At 50.3% G+C, this 314-nt stretch carries 1 rRNA gene; it reads right to left on the bottom strand.

The features are described 5' to 3' along the window. Positions 1 to 59: 59 nt before the first annotated feature. Positions 60 to 314 (bottom strand): 16S ribosomal RNA (locus BHE89_RS00265); the annotation flags it as partial.

Raw genomic sequence — 314 nt, 5'->3', positions numbered from 1 at the left:
TTGCTCGTTCTTCATCAGACAATCTGTGTGAGCACTGCACATAACACGTATCTCTTAGGTAAGGAGGTGATCCAACCGCAGGTTCCCCTACGGTTACCTGTTACGACTTCACCCCAGTCATGAATCACAAAGTGGTAAGCGCCCTCCCGAAGGTTAAGCTACCTACTTCTTTGCAACCCACTCCCATGGTGTGACGGGCGGTGTGTACAAGGCCCGGGAACGTATTCACCGTAGCATTCTGATCTACGATTACTAGCGATTCCGACTTCATGGAGTCGAGTTGCAGACTCCAATCCGGACTACGACAGACTTTA

The sequence above is a fragment of the Shigella sp. FC1967 genome, assembly GCF_001743005.1.
Classification (GTDB): Bacteria; Pseudomonadota; Gammaproteobacteria; order Enterobacterales; family Enterobacteriaceae; genus Proteus.
This window is presented reverse-complemented; position numbering and strand designations above follow the sequence as displayed.